The 24,272-nt window shown below is 54.3% G+C and carries 23 protein-coding genes; 13 read left to right on the top strand and 10 right to left on the bottom strand.

Annotated elements, in window-relative coordinates:
- Positions 1 to 106 precede the first annotated feature (106 nt).
- The 4 genes from N7268_RS04310 to N7268_RS04295 all read left to right on the top strand — a co-directional run bounded on the left by N7268_RS04310 (position 107) and on the right by N7268_RS04295 (position 6,536).
- Positions 107 to 1,303, top strand: a complete 1,197-nt coding sequence (locus N7268_RS04310; RefSeq protein WP_260861892.1) for an NAD(P)/FAD-dependent oxidoreductase — start codon at positions 107 to 109, stop codon at positions 1,301 to 1,303.
- 303 nt (positions 1,304 to 1,606) lie between these two features.
- On the top strand, positions 1,607 to 2,674 hold the full coding sequence (locus N7268_RS04305; RefSeq protein ID WP_260861891.1) for an HlyD family secretion protein: 1,068 nt from the start codon (positions 1,607 to 1,609) through the stop codon (positions 2,672 to 2,674).
- A complete protein-coding gene (rbbA, locus tag N7268_RS04300; protein WP_260861890.1) occupies positions 2,671 to 5,412 on the top strand; it encodes a ribosome-associated ATPase/putative transporter RbbA in 2,742 nt (913 codons plus the stop codon). Before N7268_RS04305 ends, rbbA begins: the two co-directional genes overlap by 4 nt.
- Entirely contained in the window at positions 5,412 to 6,536 is a 1,125-nt protein-coding gene (locus tag N7268_RS04295; RefSeq protein ID WP_198907022.1) for an ABC transporter permease, read from the top strand. The genes rbbA and N7268_RS04295 overlap by 1 nt, the downstream gene beginning before the upstream one ends.
- A gap of 65 nt (positions 6,537 to 6,601) precedes the next feature.
- On the opposite strand, the gene nikR is transcribed toward N7268_RS04295, so the two are convergent.
- The 3 genes from nikR to N7268_RS04280 all read right to left on the bottom strand — a co-directional run bounded on the left by nikR (position 6,602) and on the right by N7268_RS04280 (position 8,805).
- A complete protein-coding gene (gene nikR, locus N7268_RS04290; RefSeq protein ID WP_005121550.1) occupies positions 6,602 to 7,003 on the bottom strand; it encodes a nickel-responsive transcriptional regulator NikR in 402 nt (133 codons plus the stop codon).
- A gap of 111 nt (positions 7,004 to 7,114) precedes the next feature.
- Entirely contained in the window at positions 7,115 to 7,693 is a 579-nt protein-coding gene (gene acpT, locus N7268_RS04285) for a 4'-phosphopantetheinyl transferase AcpT (protein WP_198907023.1), read from the bottom strand.
- 62 nt (positions 7,694 to 7,755) lie between these two features.
- Positions 7,756 to 8,805: an AI-2E family transporter gene (locus N7268_RS04280; RefSeq protein ID WP_260861889.1), complete on the bottom strand. Its 1,050-nt coding sequence runs from the start codon at positions 8,803 to 8,805 to the stop codon at positions 7,756 to 7,758.
- A 132-nt stretch (positions 8,806 to 8,937) separates the two neighbouring features.
- On the opposite strand from N7268_RS04280, the gene N7268_RS04275 reads away from it, so the two are divergent.
- On the top strand, positions 8,938 to 10,155 hold the full coding sequence (locus N7268_RS04275; RefSeq protein WP_260861888.1) for an MFS transporter: 1,218 nt from the start codon (positions 8,938 to 8,940) through the stop codon (positions 10,153 to 10,155).
- 3 nt (positions 10,156 to 10,158) lie between these two features.
- On the opposite strand, the gene N7268_RS04270 is transcribed toward N7268_RS04275, so the two are convergent.
- On the bottom strand, positions 10,159 to 10,716 hold the full coding sequence (locus N7268_RS04270) for a DcrB family lipoprotein (RefSeq protein WP_198907026.1): 558 nt from the start codon (positions 10,714 to 10,716) through the stop codon (positions 10,159 to 10,161).
- A 72-nt stretch (positions 10,717 to 10,788) separates the two neighbouring features.
- Complete coding sequence (locus N7268_RS04265; RefSeq protein WP_260861887.1) at positions 10,789 to 11,454, bottom strand: 7-cyano-7-deazaguanine/7-aminomethyl-7-deazaguanine transporter; 666 nt, start codon at positions 11,452 to 11,454, stop codon at positions 10,789 to 10,791.
- A gap of 168 nt (positions 11,455 to 11,622) precedes the next feature.
- Here N7268_RS04265 and tusA point away from each other — a divergent pair, with 168 nt between their 5' ends.
- The gene (gene tusA / locus N7268_RS04260) at positions 11,623 to 11,868 is read left to right on the top strand and encodes a sulfurtransferase TusA (protein WP_003827551.1); all 246 of its coding nucleotides are present in this window, start codon (positions 11,623 to 11,625) and stop codon (positions 11,866 to 11,868) included.
- Positions 11,869 to 11,919: 51 nt separating this feature from the next.
- On the opposite strand, the gene zntA is transcribed toward tusA, so the two are convergent.
- Both zntA and N7268_RS04250 read right to left on the bottom strand, forming a co-directional pair.
- Positions 11,920 to 14,118, bottom strand: coding sequence for a Zn(II)/Cd(II)/Pb(II) translocating P-type ATPase ZntA (gene zntA, locus N7268_RS04255; RefSeq protein ID WP_260861886.1), 2,199 nt, complete (start codon positions 14,116 to 14,118; stop codon positions 11,920 to 11,922).
- Positions 14,119 to 14,193: 75 nt separating this feature from the next.
- Positions 14,194 to 14,820, bottom strand: a complete 627-nt coding sequence (locus tag N7268_RS04250; protein WP_198907029.1) for a lysoplasmalogenase — start codon at positions 14,818 to 14,820, stop codon at positions 14,194 to 14,196.
- A gap of 141 nt (positions 14,821 to 14,961) precedes the next feature.
- On the opposite strand from N7268_RS04250, the gene N7268_RS04245 reads away from it, so the two are divergent.
- Positions 14,962 to 15,321, top strand: coding sequence for a DUF2500 domain-containing protein (locus N7268_RS04245; protein ID WP_260861885.1), 360 nt, complete (start codon positions 14,962 to 14,964; stop codon positions 15,319 to 15,321).
- 44 nt (positions 15,322 to 15,365) lie between these two features.
- Here the strand turns inward: N7268_RS04245 and N7268_RS04240 are convergent, their stop codons facing one another.
- Together N7268_RS04240 and rsmD are read right to left on the bottom strand one after the other, a co-directional pair.
- Entirely contained in the window at positions 15,366 to 15,641 is a 276-nt protein-coding gene (locus N7268_RS04240; protein ID WP_260861884.1) for a DUF1145 family protein, read from the bottom strand.
- Positions 15,631 to 16,227 carry a 16S rRNA (guanine(966)-N(2))-methyltransferase gene (gene rsmD, locus N7268_RS04235; protein ID WP_260861883.1) on the bottom strand — a complete coding sequence of 199 codons (597 nt, stop codon included), beginning with the start codon at positions 16,225 to 16,227 and terminating at the stop codon, positions 15,631 to 15,633. The genes N7268_RS04240 and rsmD overlap by 11 nt, the downstream gene beginning before the upstream one ends.
- A gap of 277 nt (positions 16,228 to 16,504) precedes the next feature.
- Here rsmD and ftsY point away from each other — a divergent pair, with 277 nt between their 5' ends.
- From ftsY to livJ, 5 genes are all read left to right on the top strand, one after another.
- Positions 16,505 to 18,025, top strand: coding sequence for a signal recognition particle-docking protein FtsY (gene ftsY / locus N7268_RS04230; RefSeq protein WP_260861882.1), 1,521 nt, complete (start codon positions 16,505 to 16,507; stop codon positions 18,023 to 18,025).
- Between the two features lie 2 nt (positions 18,026 to 18,027).
- Positions 18,028 to 18,696 carry a cell division ATP-binding protein FtsE gene (ftsE, locus tag N7268_RS04225; RefSeq protein ID WP_198907034.1) on the top strand — a complete coding sequence of 223 codons (669 nt, stop codon included), beginning with the start codon at positions 18,028 to 18,030 and terminating at the stop codon, positions 18,694 to 18,696.
- On the top strand, positions 18,689 to 19,747 hold the full coding sequence (gene ftsX / locus N7268_RS04220) for a permease-like cell division protein FtsX (protein WP_260861881.1): 1,059 nt from the start codon (positions 18,689 to 18,691) through the stop codon (positions 19,745 to 19,747). Before ftsE ends, ftsX begins: the two co-directional genes overlap by 8 nt.
- Before the next feature lie 254 nt (positions 19,748 to 20,001).
- Positions 20,002 to 20,856, top strand: a complete 855-nt coding sequence (rpoH, locus tag N7268_RS04215; protein WP_260861880.1) for an RNA polymerase sigma factor RpoH — start codon at positions 20,002 to 20,004, stop codon at positions 20,854 to 20,856.
- A 301-nt stretch (positions 20,857 to 21,157) separates the two neighbouring features.
- The gene (gene livJ / locus N7268_RS04210) at positions 21,158 to 22,261 is read left to right on the top strand and encodes a branched chain amino acid ABC transporter substrate-binding protein LivJ (RefSeq protein WP_260861879.1); all 1,104 of its coding nucleotides are present in this window, start codon (positions 21,158 to 21,160) and stop codon (positions 22,259 to 22,261) included.
- 85 nt (positions 22,262 to 22,346) lie between these two features.
- Here the strand turns inward: livJ and panM are convergent, their stop codons facing one another.
- Complete coding sequence (gene panM / locus N7268_RS04205; protein ID WP_260863525.1) at positions 22,347 to 22,730, bottom strand: aspartate 1-decarboxylase autocleavage activator PanM; 384 nt, start codon at positions 22,728 to 22,730, stop codon at positions 22,347 to 22,349.
- A gap of 423 nt (positions 22,731 to 23,153) precedes the next feature.
- On the opposite strand from panM, the gene livK reads away from it, so the two are divergent.
- Positions 23,154 to 24,263 (top strand): branched-chain amino acid ABC transporter substrate-binding protein, encoded by a 1,110-nt coding sequence (gene livK / locus N7268_RS04200; protein WP_198907038.1) that lies wholly within the window; start codon positions 23,154 to 23,156, stop codon positions 24,261 to 24,263.
- The last annotated feature ends 9 nt before the right edge of the window (positions 24,264 to 24,272 follow it).

The following is a 24,272-nucleotide window of genomic DNA, read 5'->3' as shown; positions in this document are numbered from 1 at the left end:
TTATCCTATAGAATTCAGATAAATACCTATTATTGATAGTTTGGTGCTGGTGCGACCACTGAGGAATCTTTACAATTCACGCCCGCTTTTTAGAGAGGATCGCAACGTGGAAAGGTTTGATACCGTTATTATAGGCGCTGGCGCAGCGGGTATGTTCTGTGCCGCGCAGGCAGGACAGGCAGGTAGTCGCGTACTGCTGATCGATAATGGTAAAAAGCCAGGACGTAAGATCCTCATGTCTGGTGGGGGGCGTTGTAACTTTACGAACCTTTATGTGGAGCCGGCGGCCTATTTGAGCCAAAACCCCCATTTTTGCAAATCTGCGCTGGCTCGCTACACGCAGTGGGACTTTATCGATCTGGTCGGCAAACACGGTATTGCCTGGCATGAAAAAACGCTGGGACAACTGTTCTGCGACGACTCCGCTGAGCAAATTGTCAATATGCTGGTGGCAGAGTGCGAAAAAGGTAACGTAACGATGCGGTTACGTAGCGAAGTCCTGAGTGTCGCGCGTGATGATGACGGTTTTACGTTGGCGCTGAACGGCATGACGGTCGGCGCGAAAAAGCTGGTCATTGCCAGCGGGGGGCTCTCCATGCCGGGTCTGGGCGCGACGCCGTTTGGTTATAAAATTGCCGAACAGTTCGGCCTGAACGTTTTGCCGACGCGAGCGGGTCTGGTGCCTTTTACGTTGCATAAGCCGCTGCTGGAGCAGCTTCAGGTGCTTTCTGGCGTGTCTGTACCTTCTGTTATCACCGCCGAGGATGGCACCGTATTTCGTGAAAATCTGCTCTTCACGCACCGTGGACTTTCAGGTCCGGCTGTTTTGCAGATTTCCAGTTTTTGGCAGCCTGGTGAATGTGTCAGCATTAATTTGTTGCCAGATATTGATCTCGCAAGCTTCCTTGATGAACAGCGTAGTGCGCATCCAAATCAGAGCCTGAAAAATACGCTGGCGATGCAGTTGCCTAAGCGTCTGGTGGAGTGTTTACAGCAACTGGGACAAATCCCGGATGTGACGCTCAAACGGCTTAACGTGCGCGATCAACAGACGTTGGTGGCAACGCTGACCGAATGGCGCGTACAACCAAACGGTACGGAAGGGTATCGTACCGCGGAAGTCACACTGGGTGGCGTCGATACCAATGAACTGTCATCGCGCACGATGGAAGCGCGCAAAGTGCCGGGACTCTACTTTATCGGCGAAGTCATGGACGTCACCGGTTGGCTGGGCGGCTATAACTTCCAGTGGGCGTGGTCGAGCGCCTGGGCGTGCGCACAGGATTTAGTGTCGCAGAGTTAAGATTCTGCCTATAACAACCGAATAGACATATCGAATCCAGATGCTAGTATTCAATAGATAGCAGTTATGAGTATGCGTGTTTCATTTCCGGCCAGGAACGCTGATGATGACAACATTACTACCCGATTTTCTCGCATCTTCGTCATTCACTTCCTTTGCGGTGAGCGTTGTCATGACGCCTGTCCGCCGTCTGGCCTTTGTTTCTCATTCCTTCATATCCCGGATGGAATCTCCCGCTGAATAGCCGTTCAGCGGGCTTTGTGACACGCATCGTTTGGTAACAGGGATTACGGCGGGTCGAATATGGATAAGTTTAAGCGTCATCTGGTGTGGTGGGGAGCGGGCATCCTGGTTGTGGTCGCCGCTGTCGCATGGTGGATGTTGCGCCCAGCAGGAGTACCGGAGGGATTTGCGACCAGCAATGGCAGGATTGAAGCCACGGAAGTGGATATCGCCACGAAGATTGCCGGGCGTATTGATACGATCCTCGTGTCGGAAGGACAGTTTGTTCGCCAGGGTGAGGTGCTGGCGAAGATGGATACCCGTGTGCTGCACGAGCAGCGGCTGGAAGCGGTTGCGCAAATCAAAGAGGCTGAAAGCGCCGTTGCGGCAGCGCGTGCGCTGCTGGAACAGCGCCAAAGTGAAATGCGCGCCGCGCAGTCGGTGGTAAAACAGCGTGAAGCGGAGCTGCAATCTGTCTCCAAACGTCACCTCCGTTCCCGTTCGCTCTCACAGCGTGGAGCCGTGTCTGAACAACAACTGGATGACGATCGTGCCGCTGCTGAAAGTGCGCGCGCGGCGCTGGAATCGGCAAAAGCGCAGGTATCTGCGGCGAAAGCGGCCATTGAAGCTGCCCGAACCAGCATTATCCAGGCGCAAACCCGTGTTGAAGCCGCGCAGGCGACCGAACGACGGATTGCTGCAGACATTGATGACAGTGAGCTGAAAGCCCCGCGCGACGGTCGCGTACAGTACCGCGTGGCTGAGCCGGGTGAAGTGCTTTCCGCCGGTGGACGTGTGCTGAATATGGTCGATCTCAGCGATGTCTACATGACGTTCTTCTTGCCAACCGAACAGGCTGGTTTACTGAAGATTGGCGGTGAAGCGCGCCTGGTGCTGGATGCCGCGCCGGATCTGCGTATCCCGGCGACCATCAGCTTTGTGGCCAGCGTGGCGCAGTTTACGCCGAAAACGGTCGAAACCAGTGATGAACGACTGAAGCTGATGTTCCGTGTCAAAGCCCGCATTCCGCCGGAATTACTGCAGCAACATCTGGAATACGTCAAAACCGGTCTGCCGGGGATGGCCTGGGTGCGCGTAGACGAAACGCGTAGCTGGCCTGATGATCTGGTTGTGAGGTTACCGCAATGACGCACCTGGCGCTTGTTCCCGTTCCTCCCGTGGCGCGCCTTGACAGCGTGAGTCAGCATTACGGGGCAACGATGGCGCTGAATAATATCACGCTGGATATTCCCGCCCGCAGCATGGTGGGATTGATTGGTCCTGACGGTGTGGGTAAATCAAGTCTGCTGTCGCTTATCTCCGGCGCACGCGTTATTGAACAGGGGAACGTGATGGTGCTGGGGGGTGACATGCGTGACCCGAAACACCGTCGCGACGTCTGTCCCCGTATTGCCTGGATGCCGCAGGGGCTGGGGAAAAACCTGTATCACACGCTGTCGGTGTATGAGAACGTCGATTTCTTCGCGCGCCTGTTTGGGCATGATAAAGCGGAGCGTGAAGCGCGCATAACCGAGTTGTTGAACAGCACGGGTCTGGCGCCGTTTCGCGATCGTCCTGCCGGGAAACTCTCCGGTGGCATGAAACAAAAGCTGGGATTGTGCTGTGCGCTGATCCACGACCCGGAATTATTGATTCTTGATGAGCCGACCACCGGGGTAGACCCCCTTTCCCGCGCCCAGTTTTGGGAGTTGATTAACCACATCCGCCAGCGCCAGACCAACATGAGCGTACTGGTTGCCACCGCCTATATGGAAGAGGCCGAGCGTTTTGACTGGCTGGTGGCGATGAATGCCGGGGAGGTGTTAGCCACAGGTAGTGCGCAGCAGCTACGAGAAAAAACGGGCAGCGATACGCTGGAGCAGGCATTTATCGCGCTGTTACCCGAAGCCCAGCGTCAGGCGCACAAACCGGTCGTGATTCCGCCGTATCACGCTGAGCAGGAAGAGATTGCCATTGAAGCGCGGGATCTGACCATGCGCTTCGGTAAGTTCGTCGCCGTTGACCACGTTAACTTTCGCATTCCGCGCGGGGAAATCTTCGGTTTTCTCGGCTCCAACGGCTGCGGTAAATCCACCACCATGAAGATGTTGACCGGGCTGCTTCCTGCCAGTGAGGGCGAGGCGTGGCTGTTCGGGGAAGCGGTTGATCCGAACAATATCGACACCCGCCGCCGGGTGGGCTACATGTCGCAGGCTTTTTCGCTCTACAGCGAACTGACCGTGCGGCAAAACCTGGAGCTACACGCGCGTCTGTTCCATATCCCCGAGGCGGAGATCCCGGAACGCGTGAAAGAGATGAGTGAGCGCTTTTCGCTTAGCGATGTCGAAGACGTTCTGCCTGGCGCCTTGCCGCTGGGGATTCGCCAGCGGTTGTCGTTGGCGGTTGCGGTGATCCACCGCCCGGAAATGTTAATTCTCGATGAACCGACTTCCGGCGTTGACCCGGTGGCCAGGGATATGTTCTGGCAACTGATGGTTGATCTGTCACGTCAGGATAAAGTGACGATTTTTATTTCCACTCACTTTATGAATGAAGCCGAGCGCTGCGACCGTATGTCGCTGATGCATGCCGGAAAAGTGCTAGCCAGCGGCACGCCGCAGGCGCTGGTGGAACAACGTGGTGCTGCCAGCCTGGAAGAGGCGTTTATCTCCTGGTTACAGGAAGCGGCAGGTCCGGCGCCGGAGTTGACCTCACCGGCAGTACCGGTTGTTCACGAAAACCGCCAGCCGCCACGGCAAGGGTTTAGTCTGCGGCGTCTGTTTAGCTATAGCCGCCGTGAAGCGCTGGAGTTACGGCGCGATCCGGTGCGTTCAACGCTGGCATTGATGGGCACGGTGATCCTGATGTTGATCATGGGTTATGGCATCAGCATGGATGTGGAAAACCTGCGCTTTGCCGTGCTCGATCGCGATCAAACCGTCAGTAGTCAGGCATGGTCACTGAATCTGGCAGGCTCCCGTTATTTTATCGAGCAACCCCCGCTCACCAGTTACGATGAGTTAGACCGAAGGATGCGCTCAGGTGAAGTGGCGGTGGCGATAGAGATCCCCCCTCATTTTGGTCGTGATATTGCGCGCGGAACGCCGGTACAACTGGGCGTTTGGGTGGATGGCGCGATGCCGAGCCGCGCTGAAACGGTGCGGGGCTATGTACAGGCGATGCACCAGGCGTGGCTTCAGGAGGCAATGGCGCGTCAGCCAAACGCCAGTGGGCAGAAGGGGTTGATGACCATTGAAACACGGTATCGCTACAACCCGGATGTGAAGAGCCTGCCCGCCATTGTTCCTGCCGTGATCCCCTTGTTACTGATGATGATCCCTTCCATGCTCAGCGCCCTGAGCGTGGTGCGTGAGAAAGAGTTGGGCTCCATTATTAATCTGTATGTCACGCCCACGACCCGCAGCGAGTTTTTGCTGGGCAAACAACTGCCTTACATCGTGTTGGGCATGCTGAACTTCCTGCTGCTGTGTGCGCTGTCGGTGTTTGTGTTTGGCGTGCCGCACAAAGGGAGTTTTTTGACGCTGACGCTCGCGGCACTGCTGTACATCACCATCGCTACCGGGCTCGGATTGCTTATCTCCACGTTTATGAAGAGTCAGATTGCGGCCATTTTCGGTACGGCGATCATTACGTTAATTCCGGCAACACAGTTTTCCGGGATGATCGACCCGGTAGCATCACTGGAAGGACCGGGACGCTGGATCGGTGAGATTTACCCGACCAGCCATTTTCTGACTATCGCGCGCGGAACGTTCTCAAAAGCACTGGATCTTGTGGATCTTTGGCCATCGTTTATTCCGTTGGTGATCGCCATTCCGCTGGTGGTCGGTCTGAGCGTGTTGCTGCTGAAAAAACAGGAGGGGTGATGCGCCGATTACGCAATATTTATAACCTCGGGCTGAAAGAGTTACGCAGTTTGTTGGGGGATAAAGCGATGCTGACACTCATCGTCTTCGCCTTCACGGTTTCGGTTTACTCTTCCGCGACGGTATTGCCGGGCTCGCTGCATCTTGCGCCGATTGCCATTGCCGATATGGATCAGTCACCGCTGTCGAATCGCATTGTGAACAGCTTTTATCGCCCGTGGTTTTTACCGCCGGAAATGATCACCGCCGACGAAATGGACGCGGGTCTGGATGCCGGGCGCTACACCTTTGCTGTGAATATTCCGCCTAATTTTCAGCGTGATGTACTGGCAGGGCGGCAACCGGATATCCAGGTAAACGTGGATGCCACGCGGATGAGTCAGGCGTTTACCGGCAACAGCTATATCCAGAATATCATCAGCGGCGAGGTGAACAGTTTTATCGCGCGTTATCGCGATAACAACGTGCAGCCGGTTGGGCTGGAGATCCGCATGCGCTTCAACCCCAACCTGGAGCCTGCGCGCTTCGGGGCGGTCATGGCCATTATTAACAACATCACCATGCTGGCGATTGTTTTGACCGGGTCGGCGCTGATTCGTGAACGTGAACACGGGACAATAGAACATCTGCTGGTCATGCCGGTGACACCGTTTGAGATCATGATGGCAAAAATCTGGTCGATGGGATTGGTGGTGCTGGTGGTTTCCGGTTTGTCTCTGATGCTGATGGTAAAAGGGGTCCTCGGCGTGCCGATTGAAGGCTCGATCCCGCTGTTTATGCTCGGCGTGGCGCTAAGCCTGTTTGCGACGACATCGATTGGGATTTTTATGGGGACGCTGGCGCGTTCGATGCCACAACTGGGGCTGCTAATGATTCTGGTCTTGCTGCCGTTACAGATGCTCTCTGGCGGTTCCACACCGCGCGAAAGTATGCCGCAGGCGGTGCAGGACATTATGCTGACCATGCCGACCACTCACTTTGTCAGCCTTGCACAAGCGATACTCTATCGCGGCGCAGGGTTCGGCATTGTCTGGCCGCAGTTCCTGACGCTACTGGCTATCGGCAGCGCGTTCTTCCTGATTGCGCTACTGCGTTTCCGAAAGACGATTGGCACAATGGCGTAAAACCTGATGTCGGATGACGGCTTACAAATGTGAGTAACATGTAGACTCAGCGCTGCAGCCGGGGATTACTCTTCTTTTGGCAAACACTGCAAATGGCCGTGGCGCACACCGCGCTGGGAAATCACATCATCGGCAAAATGTTGGACATCGCCCATGTCGCCTTTCAGAACGGCGATTTCCAGGCAATCGTCATGGTTGATGTGAACGTGCAATGTGGCGACCGACAAATCGTGATGATGGTGCTGCGTCGAGACAATGCGGCTGGCTAAATCACGCTTTTCATGTTCGTAGACATAGGACAGCACGGCGAAACCCTGGGTGCCGTGCTCCTGGGTCGTCTCCTGCGCCAGTGCGCCGCGCAAAATGTCACGGATTGCTTCGGAACGATTGTTGTAGCCACGACGCTGACTCAGGCTGTCCAGCGTTTCCAGTAAATCGTCATCGAGGGTAATAGTGACTCGTTGCATCTGAATTTAACCTTTCATGGAGCGCATTGGCGCACAGGGAATGCGGGTTGTACCGCATTTTGTAACACACGTCGGGTATTCGGGGAAAAGGTTAATGCATCGGCAGGGGATTTATAACCTCTGCACGGCGTCGGCTGTTACGGTAAATGGCGTGGGCGTACATACGGCCAGACTTAGCGTATCCAGTTGGCACTGGCTAACAGAGAGTGAGGAGGTCAGTGTGGTGCTGTCCACGCTGACTATTTGCCAGGCGCTGCCGCCGCGCTGTTTCACGATCGCTTCTTTGCGCGTCCAGATACGCCAGAATGCCGCCAGCTGTTGGTCCGGGCATTCCGCTTCGACTTCAGCATGCTCCCCAAGACTGAATACCGTATTTGCCAGTGTCTGCCAGTTCTCACGCGGGCGGACGACCTCAATGTCGCAACCCACTTCCCCTTCATCGCTGAGTAACAGGGCGATGTCATCACCGCTGTGACTGAGATTGAACCATAGCGGTGTGCCCGCTGAAAAAGCCGGCTTTCCCTGCTCGCCATAAACAATGTCAGGCAAGGGCGACAGGGCGTGGGAAAGCAGCACGCGACCCGCAAGCCAGCGCGCACGGCGCGCACCTTGCGGAGCCTGCTCAGACAGCGCACGGGGCAGTGCGCCGGTGCTTAAAACAGAAACTTTCCCGAGAACAATCCGGTACATATCAGGGCTAACCTTTAGAAATATTGGGGTTGTGTATCATTCTTCTCGTATCATTTGCAAGTTTATCCCGGTAATCGGCTTTTAGGCCTGCCGGGTCCCAGCAATATGGCCAGTTTGCTGCCGCCTTTGGTGGTTTCCATCCAAATCTTACACACGCTGGTTAACGGCACCGAGAGCAGCATTCCCACCGGGCCGAGCAGCCATCCCCATACCAACAGGGAAAGGAAGACAATTAGCGTTGATAAACCTAAGCGATGTCCCATCATGCGCGGCTCGAGGATGTTACCTATTACCATATGTACCGCCAGAAAAAGCACGCCGACCAACACGCACTCGTAAATGCCGTTGAACAGCAATGCCTGGATCATCGGGGGAACGGCGGAAATGACCGAGCCAATATTGGGCACGTAGTTTAGCAGAAAGGCCAGCACGCCCCACATCAGAGCAAACTGAATACCCATTAGCGCGAGGCCAAGCCAGATGATGGCGCCGGTCCATAAGCTGAGTAACGTCTTCAGCGCCAGGTAGTGAGATACCCCCTTCAATGCCCGATGCAGACCGGCAATATGGATTTGTGGGTTGTTCAGCGCAAAACGCATTTTGTAGGGAACATGGCGTACCTCAAACAGCATAAAGACCACCGTCATGACCAGCAGGACGACGCTTGCCATTGCACCGGACAACCCGGTCATGAGCGTGGTGGTAAAGGTCATCAGCTTTTCTGAATCTATCCGTTGCAGCATGCGTTCGGGTGACATATGCAGATTAAGAAACGGCATCATATCCTGTAGATACAGTATCTTGCGCGTGAGCTCCTTGTTGTACTTCGGTAGCATGGCGAGGAACTCATTGATTGACGCGGCAAGAACGCCCACCAACGCCGTGAGCACAATCAGCATCACCATCACCACCAGCGTAATGGCGAGGGGGCGGCTGACGCCCCGGCGAATAAACCAGGTGACCAGCGGGTTCAGTACAATGGCAAAAAAGAGGGCCAGCAGCAGCTGCACGATAATATCTGCGGCGGCATGTATACCCGCGAGGATAACAACCAGTGCGGCAAGTTTGAGCAAAATATGCAAACCCGTTTTATCGGGTTGAGAGGTTGTCATGTCGTCTTCCTGTTTGTGTTTTGCATTAAGTGTAGCGGCTGGCTTGCGACAGATATTCCTAATCTGGCTACTGATTTCTGACCGGCAACATGGTAGAAATGAAACAATGTTGTAAAAATGTGGTGACCCTCCATGCCCGAACCCGTCGTTGAACCGACGCTAAGCGGATTACGCCTCAATCTGCGCATTGTCTCCGTGGTGATGTTTAATTTCGCCAGCTACCTGACCATCGGCCTGCCGCTCGCGGTATTGCCGGGATATGTTCATGATGTGATGGGCTTTAGCGCCTTCTGGGCCGGGCTGGTTATCAGCTTGCAGTACTTCGCTACGCTGGTGAGTCGCCCTCATGCGGGTCGATATGCCGATCTGCTGGGGCCGAAAAAAATCGTGGTTTTCGGGCTGTGCGGCTGCTTCTTAAGTGGTCTGGGCTATTTGCTGGCGGGCATGACGAGCGTCTGGCCGATGGCGAGCTTACTGTTGCTGTGCCTGGGACGTGTGATTCTGGGGATCGGGCAAAGTTTTGCCGGTACAGGATCAACGTTGTGGGGTGTGGGCGTTGTGGGCTCCATACATATCGGGCGGGTGATTTCATGGAATGGCATCGTCACTTATGGCGCGATGGCGATTGGCGCACCGCTTGGCGTGCTGTGCTATGCCTGGGGCGGCTTACACGGGCTGGCGCTGACCATCATGGGCGTCGCGCTGCTGGCAATAGCGCTGGCGTTACCGCGCCCGACGGTGAAGGCCAGCAAGGGCAAACCGCTGCCGTTTCGCGCGGTGCTTGGCCGCGTCTGGTTGTACGGCATGGCGCTGGCGCTTGCCTCCGCCGGTTTTGGCGTCATCGCCACCTTTATTACGCTGTTTTATGATGCCAAAGGCTGGGATGGCGCGGCGTTCGCCCTGACGCTTTTCAGTTGCACGTTCGTCGGTACCCGCTTGCTATTCCCGAATGGCATCAATCGCCTGGGCGGTTTAAATGTGGCGATGATCTGCTTTAGCGTTGAGATTGTTGGGTTGTTGCTGGTGGGGCTGGCATCCATGCCGTGGATGGCGAAAGTGGGCGTTCTGCTGGCAGGCGCCGGGTTCTCGCTGGTTTTCCCTGCGTTGGGCGTGGTGGCAGTAAAAGCGGTACCGCAACAAAATCAGGGTGCTGCGCTGGCAACGTATACGGTGTTTATGGATTTATCGCTGGGGGTTACCGGACCGCTGGCGGGACTGGTCATGACATGGGCGGGCGTGCCGGTTATCTATCTGGCGGCAGCCGGGCTGGTGGCGGTGGCGCTGCTGCTGACCTGGCGGTTAAAAAAACGGCCCCCGATGGCGTCACCGGAGGCCGTATCATCGTCTTAACCGTTACTGGATAACCAGGGTGTTAATGATGTTTTCTGCGGTTGTCTGTGCTTTCTGCTGATCGTCAGCAGGCAGAGTGATCTGCAGGGTCAGCAACTGGTTGTCTACTTTACCCAACACTACGGAAGAGTAAGCGGTCTGGCCTTTCGCTGAGATGATGCTGTCTAACTGCTGCAGGGTGTGACCTTTCAGTTCAATAGACTTGTTGGTAACGACCTGCAACTGCGGGTCGCGGCTACGCTGCTGATCTTCCAGACGTTTTGCCAGAACAGCCAGGTCTTCGTTGGTGTTGTCACCCACGATCACAATCACCGCTTTCTGGCCCGTTGCGTCAGAGTAAACGTGCATGTTGTTGGCCTGAGTGCCCAGTTTGCCGCTCTGATCGGTCATGTCTGCTGGCAGGGAAAAACTGAGCTTGCCGTCCAGCAGGTTGACCGGTTGTCCGGTTGCGTTACTTTCTGCGGCAGCACCCTCTGCTGGCGCTTTTGTATCGCTATTATCACAGGCCGCAAGCCCCATAACCAGCAGGCCAATACCGACATATTTAACCAGATTGCGCATTGACTTCTTCCTTTCGATAAACGGCCATAACGGCTCATTCGTCCATCTTATCACAACTCGGAAAATGAACCTTTAACTCGTCTGCAATGCAGAGATTTCAGATTTATCTGCCAGCCTTTTCAGCAACATATTCAGCAACACGCCGTACATCGGCAGGAAGAAAATAATGCTGATCAGCACTTTGAAGCAGTAATCGACAAGCGCGATTTCCATCCAGTGCTCGGCCATAAAGGCATCCGGGCTACGCCAGAAGGCGATGAAGAAGAAGGCCAGCGTGTCGCTGATATTGCCAAACAGCGTGGAGGCGGTGGGCGCGAGCCACCAACGGCGGTTTTGACGCAGGCGGTTAAAGACATGCACATCCAGAATTTGTCCCAGCGCGTAAGCCATAAAACTGGCAGCGGCGATGCGGGCGACAAACAGATTAAAGTGCATAAGCGCGCCGAAACCCTGCCAGGAGCCCATATAGAACAACGACGAAACCACATACGAGATCAACAGCGCAGGAACCATCACCGCAAAGATGATGCGTCGCGCCAACGGTGCGCCAAAAATGCGTACGGTCAGATCGGTCGCCAGAAAAATAAACGGAAAGCTAAAAGCGCCCCACGTGGTATGGAAACCAAAAATGGAGATTGGAAGCTGCACCAGATAGTTGCTGGAGGTGATCACCAGCAGATGAAATAGCGAAAGCCAGAACAACGCTTTTACGCGCTGAGTTTGTGTAAACGGAGTCATATTGTGACCTTTTTGTTGGATGGGGTGAGGGAACCCAATAAAAAACCGTCGCATGATACTGCTTTAAGAGCACATTGCAATGGTTGTTTTTCACGCAATCGTTAACCTGATTGGCTTACACGACAACAGAGCGTAAAATAACGCCGTTTTTTATTGAACGAGACAATGATGAGCGATCTGTTTACTTCTCCTGACCATACCCTTGATGCCCAGGGACTGCGCTGCCCGGAACCCGTCATGATGGTGCGTAAAACCGTGCGCGGCATGCAGGCCGGAGAAACGCTGCTGATTGTCGCGGACGATCCGGCGACAACCCGCGATATTCCGGGCTTCTGTACTTTTATGGAACATGAGCTGGTGGCAAAAGAGACCGACTCTTTGCCGTACCGCTATCTGGTGCGAAAAGGCCAGTAACCGATGCCGGATGTCGCCGCCAAAGCGCTTCATCCGGCAAACAACAATACGTTACCCTTTACGCAACAAGCGCAGCGCGTTGGCCGTCACCAGCACTGTCGCACCTGTATCCGCCAGCACGGCCAGCCACAAACCGGTGATCCCGAGCAGCGTGGTAATCAGGAAAATGCCCTTTAAACCCAGCGCGATCGCAATATTCTGACGAATGTTGGCGTGGGTGGCGCGCGCCAGCGAAATCATTTGTACCAGACCGCGTAGACGGTTGTGGGTCAGGGCCGCGTCAGCGGTTTCCAGCGCGACGTCGGTACCGCTGCCCATGGCGATGCCGATGGTAGCCGCTTTCATCGCCGGGGCGTCGTTAATCCCGTCGCCGACCATGGCCAGCGGAGACTGTTGGTTCAGGCTGGTGACCACCCGAACTTTATCTTCCGGTAACAGCCCTGCGTTGAATTCCAGACCCAGTTCTGCGGCAATGGCTGCCGCGGCGCGTGGGTTATCGCCGGTCAGGATCACCCCTTTCACACCCAACTGATGAAGCTCGCTGATGGCGGTACGGGCGTCATCACGCAGCGTGTCCTGGAGGGCAATGACACCAAGTACGGCATCGTTACGCAGCACCAGCACCACGGTTTGACCCGCGCTTTCAAGTTCACTTATCTGCCCGGCAAAGGCTTCTGCAGGCTGTTTGCCCGCCGCGCAAATCAGTATGCGCTCGCCGTTAACCTGTGCTTCTATCCCTGAACCGACCAGCGCGCGCTGTTCTGTCGCGACCGGAATCGTCAGCTCACGCGTCTGTGCTTCGCGGACAATGGCCTGTGCCAACGGGTGCGTGGCACCTTGTTCTACCGCTGCCGCCAGCGCCAGCAGTTCAGACTCGCTGATCCCGCTTGCCGGATGGATCGCCGTCACGCGCGGTTTACCGACCGTCAGCGTCCCGGTTTTATCAAACGCCACCTGAGTGACTCTGCCCAACTGTTCCAGCGCCGCGCCGCCTTTGATGAGCGCGCCGCGACGTGCCGCCGCCGCCAGCCCGGAGGTGATCGCTGCAGGCGTTGAGATAACCAGTGCGCACGGACAACCAATCAGCAGCAGCGTCAGCCCTTTATAAATCCACTCCTGCCACGACGCGGCAAACAGCAGCGGTGGCACGAGGGTGACCAGCAGCGCAACGGCCATAATGGCGGGGGTGTAAATCCGGCTGAACCGGTCAATAAAGCGTTCAATCGGCGCCCGACGCTCTTCGGCTTCTTCAATCAGCTTCAGAATACGATCGATGGCGCTGGCGCCCGGTTCGGAGAGGACTTCGAGTGTCACAAGGCGGTCAACGCTGGTCGCGCCCGCCGGGACTTTTTCGCCCAATGCGCGTTCAACCGGGATAGATTCCCCGGTCAGGGCGCTTTCATCAAAGCTGGCAAAGCCGGAGACCAGTTTTGCGTCGGCGGGTAAGCGTCCGCCAGCGGCAACTTCAATGATGTCACCGGGCTGTAGCGTATTGATGGCAACCTCTTCACGCTCGCCATTGCGCAGACGAATCGCGGTTTCCGGCTTGAGCGCCATCAGCGCGCTGACCCCTTTGCGGGCGCGGCTGGCAGCCCATCCCTCCAGACGCTCGCCAATTAAGAACAGCAACAACACCATGGCGGCTTCTGCCGTTGCGCCGATAAACAGCGCACCGATGGCGGCGACGCTCATCAGCGTTTCAATGGCAAAGTAGCTACCGGTTTTTATCAGACGCAGCGCCTGACGGGCAATGGGATACAGGCCAACCAGCGTGGTGGCGATAAACGCTATCTGACCAAAGGGATGATTGAACTGCTCCAGGCCCCAACTGATCGCCATCATGATGATCAGCATCATCAGCGGCAGGTTCTCTTTAAAGCGGGACTCGGGAGCCTCTTCCGATGCCTGCTCATCGCGCAGGGTATAGCCCGCTTTTTGCACCGCGCTTTCAATTTGTTGGCGGATATCAGAACCGGCATCGACCACCAGTTTTTCCGTGGCGAACAGCACCTGAACCTGATTAACACCGCTTACCCGGCGAACCGCATTTTCCACCTTACGGGCACATGCCGCGCAATCCATGCCGGATACTTTCCAGGAAAAGCGCGTACCTACGACGGTATCGGATACAGGGGGCGGGGTTGAGCAACTGCCTTCACAGCAGCAGTCATCTGCCTTCTGTGGCGCAGGCGCGAGCTTGAATGAAGAAAACTGTGGGGCTTTTTTGCCATTGGCATCAGGTGTCGACATGGCATCCTCCGGTCGATAATCATGACGTATTAACCGGAGGATACACTCTGGAGTCGACTCCAGAGTCAAGCGCTTTTAAAGATAGAGCGAACGAACGATCAGGAAATGTCCGGCAAAGTAGCAGGCGGCGGCAATCGCGTTATCGGCGCGGAAGCGGTAACGGTAATGGCTGCCCAGCCAGACAATATTACCAATGAACAGTAAAGCGGCCCCCATAAATGCCGACAGCGCTGGGGCGGTTGGGCGGAAGAACCACAGCTCGCCCGCCATCCAGACCATCATCAGGGTAATACCGATAAAGGTGCATATGGCTAAGCGAAGTTCTTCCAGTCGCGTCCAGATTACGGCGATCAGCAAAGCGCCCAACACCAGCAGAACCAACGGTAGCGGCCAGAAGAACGACAGTGTCATTTGGCTGGCGAAGTATATGGTGTACAGCAAATGTGACAGGAAAAAGGCGCCCACGGCGTACAACAGACGTTGGCGTGGTAAAAGCGTCAGCGCATCGCCCAGCAGTGAGGCAAACAGCCCCGCCAGCACCAGATAGCTGATCGCGTTAAACATCGGCGCTTGCCATGCCAGTAACAGCAGGAGCAGTAATGTCAGGGGTTTAAAGACCCAGCGTTGCCAGGCGGGTCCACGATAGGAAGCATCCACAAATAGCCATGCGGAAAGACAAACTGCGATAAACGACCAAAGCATCTTAGTTCCTTGAATTCGTTATTTTTTCGTAAGCGGGGCGCTTACGGCTCTACTGTCCAGTGTAGAGGTCGACACCGCCGGATGACAACACCATAACAGGCAGGGTATGCTTATTTCCGCATTTTCTGATGGGTTAATAATATGAGTAAGCCACCGCTTTTTTTCATTGTGATCATTGTCTTAATCGTTATCGCTGCGTCGTTTCGCTATGTTTCGCAGCGTCGGGAAAAAGCCGAAAACGATGCCGCGCCGCTGGTGCAAAAACAGGTAGTGGTGAGCAGTAAGCGGGAAAAACCGATTAACGATAGACGTTCACGCCAGCAGGAGGTCACCCCCGCGGGCACCAGCATGCGTTATGAAGTGAGCTTTAAGCCGCAAAGCGGTGGGCTGGAGCAGACGTTTCGTCTTGATGCGCAGCAATACCATGCGTTGACGGTTGGGGACAAAGGGACACTGAGCTACAAAGGGTCGCGCTTTGAAGGGTTTAGCGCGCAACCCTGATCGCGTTGGCCGGATATGGCGTCAGTCGCCATCCGGCATCATGGTTACTTCTTCAACTGCGCTTTAATTTTCTTGTGCCAGACCAGCAGTTCAAATACGCCGAACAGAAAAATGCGGATTTTCTCCCCGGTCGTCATCTGCGGACCGTCTTTCGGCAGCGTACTTTTCAATAGCGCCATTTGCATCCCGTGCATTAACACCATAAACACCAGCGCCACGTTGACGAAGATATTGAGCGGGCGCGGAAACGGCTGAAAAATATTGAGCAGCAAAAATGCCCAGACGCACAGCATCAGTAAACGTCCCAGATTAATCAGCATGGGTTTCTCCTTGGGCTTCACGTTGATACAGACGATAGGCGACCTGTCCGGCCACTTTTTCGCGATACAACGACCAGTTAACCGGAACCGGAGGCAGACCATTTTCGACTTCGCTTTCGACGTAAATATACGCTTCGTCTGCCAGCCAGCCGTTCGATTCCAGCAGGGTTAATGTTTCTTCCAACAGCCCTTTACGAAACGGAGGGTCAACAAACACCACGTTATGCGGCGCTCCTTTTTGTGCCAGATACGCCAGAGTATTGGTATTGACGACGTGGGCATGAGCTGCCTTCAGCGTGGCAAGGTTCTTTTGTAACTGCTGCGATACCGCGCGATCCATCTCCAGAAGCGTGGTCTCAGCGGCATAACGGGAGAGTGCTTCCAGACCCAGCGCGCCGCTGCCGGCGAAGCAATCAAGGCAGCGGGCATCGACCATCACCGGAGCCAGCCAGTTAAATAATGTTTCGCGGACACGATCGGTTGTGGGGCGCAAACCCGGGCTGTCCGGAACCGGGAGTTTACGGCCGCGCCATTGCCCGCCAATAATGCGGATCTGGCCGCTGCCTGAGTGATTCGGTTTCTTCATTTCTATTATTGCTCAATCCGCCCTATAACATGTCATTCCAGGCGGTGATGTGAGTTAAGTTAACCCGTCGCCTTTCAAGTGACCTCTTCGTTGGCTGCACTTACTCACCCAAATCACTTACTCAAAGTAAGCTCATCGGGATTCGTGCGCTTGCCGCCTTGACGTAACTCGAAATTCATTGGGTATAAGTGATAGACTATTTCATCATTTTTTTAGCTGCTATGTACATAGCGTTGACGCTGTGCCATGAAGCAACAGCGGGGGAGTGTAGTCGCAAATGGCGAAAGAGAAAAAACGTGGCTTTTTTTCCTGGCTGGGCTTTGGTCAAAAAGAGCAGGCACCGGAAAACGAGACAGAACTAAAAAACGAAGAACAACAACCGGTTGCTGAAGACACTGCCGTCGTTGAGGAACAGCCGCGCGCGCAGGAATCCCATAGCGAGGCGGAAACAGAAGCCTTTGCTGCTGAAGTTGTTGAAGTCACTGAACAGGTTGCGGAAATCGAAAAACTGCAGCCGGAAGAAGAACCGGTTGTCGAACATCCGCAAGCCGACGTTGAGCCGGTTGTGGAAGCGCCAGCACCGACGGTGGCTACCGAACATGAAGAGTTGCCGCTGCCGGAAGAGGTGAAAGCCGAAGAAATTTCGCCAGAAGAGTGGCAGGCCGAAGCGGAAACCGTTGAGATTGTTGAGGCGGTTGAAGAAGAAGCGGAAAACGAACCGCAACTAACTGACGAAGAGCTGGAAGCGCAGGCGCTGGCAGCCGAGGCCGCGGAAGAAGCGGTCATCGTTGTGCCCGTTGAAGAGACCTCTGCACAAGACGAGCAGGGAGAAGACGCGGTTGCAGAAGAGACGGTACAGGAGCAGGAGAAGCCGACTAAAGAAGGGTTCTTTGCGCGTCTGAAACGTAGTCTGCTGAAAACAAAAGAAAACCTGGGTTCCGGATTTATCAGTCTGTTCCGGGGTAAAAAGATCGACGATGATCTGTTTGAAGAGCTGGAAGAGCAATTGCTGATTGCTGACGTGGGTGTGGAAACCACTCGCAAAATCATCGCGAATCTGACGGAAGGCGCCAGCCGCAAACAGCTCAAAGATGCAGAAGCGCTGTACGGTCTGTTGAAAGATGAGATGGGCGAGATTCTGGCGAAAGTTGACGAACCGCTGAATGTTGATGGCAAAACGCCCTTTGTTATCTTAATGGTTGGCGTAAACGGCGTGGGTAAAACCACCACTATCGGTAAGCTGGCGCGTCAGTTTGAGCAGCAGGGTAAATCGGTAATGCTGGCGGCGGGTGACACCTTCCGTGCGGCGGCGGTAGAACAGCTGCAGGTTTGGGGTCAGCGTAATAACATCCCGGTGATTGCTCAGCATACCGGCGCGGATTCTGCGTCCGTTATTTTTGATGCCATCCAGGCTGCGAAAGCGCGTAACGTTGATGTGCTGATCGCCGATACCGCCGGTCGCTTGCAGAACAAAGCGCACCTGATGGAAGAACTGAAAAAAATCGTTCGCGTGATGAAGAAACTGGACGAAGACGCGCCGCATGAAGTTATGCTGACTATCGATGCCAGCACCGGGCAGAATGCGATAAGCCAGGCCAAACTGTTCCATGAAGCGGTGGGCTTGACCGGTATTACGTTAACCAAGCTGGACGGTACGGCGAAAGGTGGGGTAATTTTCTCGGTCGCTGACCAGTTTGGCATCCCTATCCGATATATCGGCGTGGGCGAACGTATCGAGGATTTACGTCCGTTTAAAGCGGGCGATTTTATTGAGGCACTTTTTGCCCGAGAGGATTAACAATGATTCGCTTTGAACATGTCAGCAAGGCCTATCTCGGTGGGAGACAAGCGCTGCAGGGAGTGACCTTCCATATGCAGCCTGGCGAGATGGCGTTTCTGACCGGCCACTCCGGTGCGGGGAAAAGTACCCTGCTGAAGCTGATCTGTGGAATTGAGCGGCCCAGCGCCGGGAAAATCTACTTCAGCGGGCATGACATCAGCCGTTTGAAAAACCGCGAAGTGCCGTTTCTGCGTCGCCAGATCGGGATGATTTTTCAGGATCACCACCTGTTGATGGACCGAACGGTTTTTGACAACGTGGCTATCCCGCTCATCATCGCGGGCGCCAGCGGGGACGATATTCGTCGCCGCGTGTCGGCAGCGCTGGATAAGGTCGGGCTGTTGGACAAAGCGAAGAACTTCCCGATTCAACTCTCCGGCGGTGAACAGCAGCGCGTGGGGATTGCCCGTGCAGTGGTGAATAAACCCGCGGTATTACTGGCGGATGAACCGACGGGGAACCTGGATGACGCATTGTCAGAAGGGATCTTGCGTTTGTTCGAAGAGTTTAACCGCGTTGGGGTAACGGTATTAATGGCAACGCACGATATCGGGCTGATCTCCCGTCGTTCATATCGTCAGCTGGTCCTGAGCGATGGACATCTGCATGGAGGCATAGCTCATGAATAGGCGCGATGCGATTAACCAAATTAAACAGTTCGGTGGCCGACTGGACCGCTTCCGTAAATCGGGCGGCGCGTCAGGGGACGGCGGTCGTAACGCGCCAAAGCGTGCGAAATCAGCACCGAAACCGAATTCACGCAAAACCAACGTCTTCAACGAGCAGGTGCGCTATGCCTTCCAGGGCGCGTTACAGGATCTGAAAAGTAAGCCGCTGGCCACGTTCCTGACGGTGATGGTTATCGCCATCTCCCTGACGTTGCCGAGCGTTTGCTACATGGTCTACAAGAACGTTAACCAGGCGGCAAGTCAGTATTATCCGTCCCCACAGATCACCGTGTATCTGCAAAAAACACTGGATGATGATGCAGCGGCGCGGGTCGTCGGTCAGTTGCAGGCAGAGCAGGGCGTGGAGAAAGTCAATTACCTTTCCCGCGACGATGCGCTGGGCGAATTCCGTAACTGGTCAGGTTTTGGCGGCGCACTGGATATGCTCGAAGAGAACCCGCTGCCCGCCGTGGCGGTGGTGATCCCGAAACTGGATTTCCAGGGCACGGCATCGCTGAACACGCTACGTGACCGTGTGGCGCAAATCAACGGTGTTGATGAAGTTCGCATGGACGACAGCTGGTTTGCGCGACTGGCTGCGTTGACGGGGCTGGTTGGGCGTGTCTCCGCGATGATTGGCGTGCTGATGGTCGCCGCGGTCTTCCTGGTCATCGGTAACAGTGTTCGTCTGAGCATTTTTGCGCGTCGCGACACCATTAACGTGCAGAAACTGATTGGCGCAACGGATGGATTTATCCTGCGACCGTTCCTGTACGGCGGAGCGCTGTTAGGTTTTTCTGGCGCATTTCTTTCACTGATTTTGTCAGAAATTTTGGTGATGCGTCTGTCGTCAGCGGTCACTGAAGTGGCGCAGATTTTTGGAACTAAGTTTGATATCAACGGCTTATCATTTGACGAATGCCTGCTGCTACTGCTGGTGTGCTCAATGATTGGCTGGGTGGCAGCCTGGCTTGCCACGGTTCAACATTTACGCCACTTTACCCCCGATTAAAAAATCTCTGGTATAATCTTTCCCTGCACTGAGTAGTTCGCTCTGCAGGGAAAGAGTCCCTGTTGTCTCTTCCCGGCGCATTCATCGTGATGTCACATTTTGTGCGTAATTTATACACAGTACGACACGGAACTTGTGGATAAAATCACTGTCTGATAAAAGATTGAATGATATTCTCGTTGCTCATAAGCTCTGGCATGGTTGTTGCTATTGGTTTTTCAGCATGCCGGATGATAAAGATTGAGAGGATTTGAATGACCAAAGAAATGCAAACTTTAGCTTTAGCCCCTGTTGGTAACCTGGACTCCTACATCCGGGCTGCGAACGCGTGGCCGATGTTGTCGGCTGACGAGGAGCGGGCACTGGCTGAAAAGCTGCATTACCAGGGCGATCTGGAAGCAGCTAAAACGCTGATCCTGTCTCACCTGCGCTTTGTTGTTCATGTTGCTCGTAATTATGCGGGCTATGGCCTGCCGCAGGCGGATCTGATTCAGGAAGGTAATATCGGCCTGATGAAAGCCGTGCGCCGTTTTAACCCGGAAGTGGGTGTGCGCCTGGTCTCCTTCGCCGTGCACTGGATCAAAGCTGAGATCCACGAATACGTTCTGCGTAACTGGCGTATCGTCAAAGTCGCGACCACGAAAGCACAGCGTAAGCTGTTCTTTAACCTGCGTAAAACCAAGCAGCGTCTGGGCTGGTTTAATCAGGATGAAGTCGAAATGGTAGCGCGCGAACTGGGTGTTTCCAGCAAAGACGTTCGCGAAATGGAATCCCGCATGGCGGCGCAGGACATGACGTTTGATATGTCTTCGGACGACGAGTCCGACAGCCAGCCGATGGCGCCCGTTCTGTATCTGCAGGATAAATCGTCTAACTTTGCTGACGGCATTGAAGACGATAACTGGGAAGAGCAGGCCGCTAACCGACTGACCGACGCAATGCAGGGTCTGGACGAACGTAGCCAGGACATTATCCGCGCACGTTGGTTAGACGAAGACAACAAGTCAACGCTGCAGGAACTGGCCGATCGCTACGGTGTTTCCGCTGAACGTGTGCGTCAGCTTGAAAAGAACGCCATGAAGAAACTGCGCGCGGCAATCGAAGCGTAATTTTCCTGCGACGGCGTGTTAGCGTCGTCAGGCATAGAAAAGTGAATAAACCCTGGGTGCAAATCCGGGGTTTTTTGTTTTTATCCCCTCCGTCATCCTGCTATCACACTCTGTGGTCTACGCTTTTTGTCATCAACTTGTTATCCGCATGTCAAATTTAGCTATTCCAAAATCATAAAAATCGGGTATGTTTTAGCAGAGTATGCTGCTAAAGCACGGGTAGCTATCCAATAATCGAAATAAAGTGCTGAACAACAACATCACAACACACGTAACAACCACAATAATGGGGATTGTCAGGATGAATATGAAGGGTAAAGCGTTATTGGCAGGATGTATCGCCCTGTCTTTGAGCAATATGGCATTTGCTAAGGATATTAAAGTGGCCGTTGTCGGCGCAATGTCGGGTCCGGTGGCGCAGTATGGCGACCAGGAATTTACCGGTGCAGAGCAGGCGATTGCGGACATCAACGCAAAAGGTGGCGTTAAGGGCGACAAACTGGTCGTCGTGAAATATGACGATGCCTGTGACCCGAAACAGGCGGTTGCGGTCGCCAACAAAGTGGTCAACGACGGGATTAAATACGTTATCGGCCATCTGTGCTCATCTTCCACTCAGCCCGCGTCTGATATCTACGAAGATGAAGGCATTCTGATGATCACCCCGGCGGCAACGGCACCGGAGTTGACTGCTCGCGGTTATAACCTGGTGATGCGTACCACCGGTCTGGACTCCGATCAGGGACCAACGGCTGCCAAATATATTATGGAAAAAGTGAAGCCGCAGCGCATTGCGATCATTCACGATAAGCAGCAGTACGGTGAAGGCCTGGCGCGTGCTGTGCAGGATGGCCTGAAAAAAGGGAACGCCAACGTGGTGTTCTTTGACGGGATCACTGCCGGTGAGAAAGACTTCTCCACGCTGGTCGCGCGTCTGAAGAAAGAGAACATCGACTTTGTTTACTACGGCGGCTATCACCCGGAAATGGGGCAGATTCTGCGTCAGTCCCGCGCTGCTGGCCTGAAAACGCAGTTTATGGGACCGGAAGGGGTCGCGAACGTATCGCTGTCTAACATCGCGGGTGAATCTGCTGAAGGATTGCTGGTCACCAAACCGAAGAACTACGATCAGGTTCCTGCGAACAAACCTATCGTAGATGCGATTAAAGCGAAGAAACAGGATCCAAGCGGTGCCTTTGTGTGGACCACCTACGCTGCGCTGCAGTCGTTGCAGGCGGGTCTGAATCACTCAGATGATCCGGCTGAAATTGCTAAATATCTGAAAGCAAACTCAGTCGAAACCGTGATGGGGCCGCTCTCCTGGGATGCTAAGGGGGATCTGAAAGGCTTCGAGTTTGGCGTGTTTGACTGGCATGCAAACGGTACGGCGACCGACGCCAAGTAATTGAGTGCCGGGTGGCGGCTTCGCCTTACCCGGCCTGCAACGAGCGCTTCGTAGGCCGGATAAGCGTCAGCGCCATCCGGCTTTTTTATCTTTTCTCCCAGCCATCCGCCTGCGCAGTAAACCCTAACGCTTGCATGAACGCAGCCATGGCTTCTCGATCCTCAACGCCCACATCGGCCATCCACCAGCATGACACATCCGGATTAGACCGAAGAACTTCCTCGACGAGGTACTGCCCGACGCCACGACGGCGGGTTATTTCACGAACACGGAGCGAATCCAGCGCGCCTTGCGTACCGCTGAGGGTCACGCGTACCGCACCCAGCAGACGATCGTTAAAACGTGCGGCATAGATCCGGCACGTATCATCTACGCTTAATGACGAGGCGGAATACTCCGGCCAGATTTTGCCCAGATCAATCTTGTCCTGAGCGCTAAAGTTTTCTAAACGAACGATCGTCAGCTTCATTGACAGCATGTCCAAACCACAAAAGATGGAATCAGTGTACCGAAATAATTTGCCCGGATGCTTTCTCTTTTTTCTGCGAATAACCAGATTATTAATTTTTCAGCAATGAAAATTTCAGTTTGAAACAGTGGAGATTGAAAAACAGGCAGAATAATACCCTGTAGAGCAGCATTTTATTCCGCTCTTTGTACCGTTATTTTATGCTGACAAACGCACTTTTTTTTGTTTATCTATAGTGAAAAGCAGAATATTATCTTTTCTTAATCGACTGAAAAATAGAGATTTTAATCTAATTCTTCTTAAAAAAGTGTGCTAAACCATTAATGAGACTGATAAAAATAGCGCAGTCCATAAAAAGCACAGTCTGCTTTTTAACCATATAAATACAAAATATAAATTACGTCACGAATGGGGATTCAGAGAATGAAACGTAATGCGAAAACCATCATCGCAGGGGTGATAGCACTGGCAATGTCGCACACTGTCATGGCGGAGGAGATCAAAGTCGCTGTGGTTGGGGCGATGTCAGGCCCGGTCGCGCAGTGGGGCGATATGGAATTCAATGGTGCACGTCAGGCGATTAAAGATATCAATGCCAAAGGCGGGATCAAAGGCGACAAGCTGGTGGGCGTGGAATATGACGATGCCTGCGATCCAAAACAGGCGGTGGCCGTCGCGAACAAAATCGTTAACGATGGCATTCAGTATGTGATTGGTCACCTGTGCTCATCATCCACTCAGCCGGCGTCAGATATCTATGAAGACGAAGGTATTCTGATGATCACGCCGGGCGCGACTAACCCGGAACTGACGCAGCGCGGTTACGCACACATCATGCGTACGGCGGGTCTTGACTCCTCGCAGGGGCCGACAGCAGCGAAATACATTCTTGAGAAGGTGAAACCGCAGCGTATCGCGATTATTCACGATAAGCAGCAATACGGTGAAGGTCTGGCTCGCTCTGTTCAAGAGGGGCTGAAAGCGGGCAAAGCCAACATTGTTTTCTTTGACGGGATCACCGCCGGCGAGAAAGATTTCTCTGCGCTGATTGCGCGCCTGGAAAAAGAAAAAATCGATTTTGTCTACTACGGCGGCTACTACCCGGAAATGGGGCAAATGCTGCGCCAGGCACGTGCTGTAGGGCTGAAAACCCAGTTTATGGGCCCGGAAGGCGTGGGTAACGCTTCACTGTCCAACATTGCGGGTAACGCAGCGGAAGGCATGCTGGTCACGATGCCAAAACGCTATGACCAGGATCCGGCAAACAAACCGATTGTCGATGCACTCAAAGCGGACAAAAAAGATCCATCCGGTCCTTATGTATGGATCACTTATGCCGCCGTTCAGTCGCTGGCGACAGCCATGGATCGTAGCGGTAGCAAAGAGCCGCTGGACCTGGTGAAAGATCTGAAAGCTCACGGTGCTGATACCGTGATTGGGCCGCTGAATTGGGACGAAAAAGGCGATTTGAAGGGATTTGATTTTGGTGTCTTCCAGTGGCACGCCGACGGTTCATCTACCGCCGCGAAATAAGCCTGAAGG

The sequence above is a fragment of the Citrobacter sp. Marseille-Q6884 genome (assembly GCF_945906775.1).
Taxonomy (GTDB): Bacteria; Pseudomonadota; Gammaproteobacteria; order Enterobacterales; family Enterobacteriaceae; genus Citrobacter.
The sequence above is the reverse complement of the archived record's forward strand: the minus strand, read 5'-3'. Positions and strand labels throughout refer to the sequence as shown.

Coding starts and splice junctions, on each gene's coding strand:
- N7268_RS04305 (WP_260861891.1), top strand. CDS start 1,607: ATGGATAAGTTTAAGCGTCATCTGGTGTGGTGGGGAGCGGGCATCCTG.
- rbbA (WP_260861890.1), top strand. CDS start 2,671: ATGACGCACCTGGCGCTTGTTCCCGTTCCTCCCGTGGCGCGCCTTGAC.
- N7268_RS04295 (WP_198907022.1), top strand. CDS start 5,412: ATGCGCCGATTACGCAATATTTATAACCTCGGGCTGAAAGAGTTACGC.
- nikR (WP_005121550.1), bottom strand. CDS start 7,003: ATGCAACGAGTCACTATTACCCTCGATGACGATTTACTGGAAACGCTG.
- acpT (WP_198907023.1), bottom strand. CDS start 7,693: ATGTACCGGATTGTTCTCGGGAAAGTTTCTGTTTTAAGCACCGGCGCA.
- N7268_RS04280 (WP_260861889.1), bottom strand. CDS start 8,805: ATGACAACCTCTCAACCCGATAAAACGGGTTTGCATATTTTGCTCAAA.
- N7268_RS04275 (WP_260861888.1), top strand. CDS start 8,938: ATGCCCGAACCCGTCGTTGAACCGACGCTAAGCGGATTACGCCTCAAT.
- N7268_RS04270 (WP_198907026.1), bottom strand. CDS start 10,716: ATGCGCAATCTGGTTAAATATGTCGGTATTGGCCTGCTGGTTATGGGG.
- N7268_RS04265 (WP_260861887.1), bottom strand. CDS start 11,454: ATGACTCCGTTTACACAAACTCAGCGCGTAAAAGCGTTGTTCTGGCTT.
- tusA (WP_003827551.1), top strand. CDS start 11,623: ATGAGCGATCTGTTTACTTCTCCTGACCATACCCTTGATGCCCAGGGA.
- zntA (WP_260861886.1), bottom strand. CDS start 14,118: ATGTCGACACCTGATGCCAATGGCAAAAAAGCCCCACAGTTTTCTTCA.
- N7268_RS04250 (WP_198907029.1), bottom strand. CDS start 14,820: ATGCTTTGGTCGTTTATCGCAGTTTGTCTTTCCGCATGGCTATTTGTG.
- N7268_RS04245 (WP_260861885.1), top strand. CDS start 14,962: ATGAGTAAGCCACCGCTTTTTTTCATTGTGATCATTGTCTTAATCGTT.
- N7268_RS04240 (WP_260861884.1), bottom strand. CDS start 15,641: ATGCTGATTAATCTGGGACGTTTACTGATGCTGTGCGTCTGGGCATTT.
- rsmD (WP_260861883.1), bottom strand. CDS start 16,227: ATGAAGAAACCGAATCACTCAGGCAGCGGCCAGATCCGCATTATTGGC.
- ftsY (WP_260861882.1), top strand. CDS start 16,505: ATGGCGAAAGAGAAAAAACGTGGCTTTTTTTCCTGGCTGGGCTTTGGT.
- ftsE (WP_198907034.1), top strand. CDS start 18,028: ATGATTCGCTTTGAACATGTCAGCAAGGCCTATCTCGGTGGGAGACAA.
- ftsX (WP_260861881.1), top strand. CDS start 18,689: ATGAATAGGCGCGATGCGATTAACCAAATTAAACAGTTCGGTGGCCGA.
- rpoH (WP_260861880.1), top strand. CDS start 20,002: ATGACCAAAGAAATGCAAACTTTAGCTTTAGCCCCTGTTGGTAACCTG.
- livJ (WP_260861879.1), top strand. CDS start 21,158: ATGAATATGAAGGGTAAAGCGTTATTGGCAGGATGTATCGCCCTGTCT.
- panM (WP_260863525.1), bottom strand. CDS start 22,730: ATGAAGCTGACGATCGTTCGTTTAGAAAACTTTAGCGCTCAGGACAAG.
- livK (WP_198907038.1), top strand. CDS start 23,154: ATGAAACGTAATGCGAAAACCATCATCGCAGGGGTGATAGCACTGGCA.